The organism is Stieleria mannarensis (assembly GCF_014154935.1).
GTDB lineage: Bacteria > Planctomycetota > Planctomycetia > Pirellulales > Pirellulaceae > Stieleria > Stieleria mannarensis.
Window position 1 is genome coordinate 1 of the sequence record NZ_JACEHH010000211.1, and the last position, 561, is coordinate 561.

Here is a 561-nt window from a genome sequence, read left to right on the forward strand (position 1 = left end):
ACCCGATCGATCCCCTATAAATCTTTGGAGCCCGAACGTCTTCGACCACTTGCACACACTTTTCACGATCGCGAGGCCACTTCTCGAACGATACACCACTGCTGAGGAGTGTGGCCAAGGCAATTGCAACGTCATCGCCGAGCTGTGTGACGATCCAAACTTTGAATTCACCGCTGAAATGTTGCATGACGTTGCTGCCGATGCATCGTTCGCTGGAGAGACTCCGGTCATTGACTATTCCATGATCGAAGATGTCCAGATCAACTTCGGCTTGTCCATCGCTGTGACGTTTCGAATCTGCTTTTTTACAGAACTTGGCCATTCCGATTCTCCTGCTCGCTTTTCAATCATTGCCGAAGAACCGTCCACAGAGACGTGGCGAGTCGAGTATGGCTGCGGATTGCTGGATGAAGATGGACGGTTCTGGTATCCTCGCACCGACAAAGACGTTGGAAGATACGACATGCCTCCAACCTCGAATGATCAATGGGCATACTTTCAGTGTAAACGCTACGGCCATGGGCTATCCGAGTTTGTTCGCGGACAAACCAGATGACGGGT

At 51.2% G+C, this 561-nt stretch carries 1 protein-coding gene; it reads left to right on the top strand.

Features of this window, described 5'->3' with window-relative positions:
- A partial coding sequence (locus H1B37_RS33105; protein WP_220498506.1) for a hypothetical protein occupies positions 1 to 556 on the top strand: 556 nt, incomplete at its 5' end.
- Positions 557 to 561: the final 5 nt, after the last annotated feature.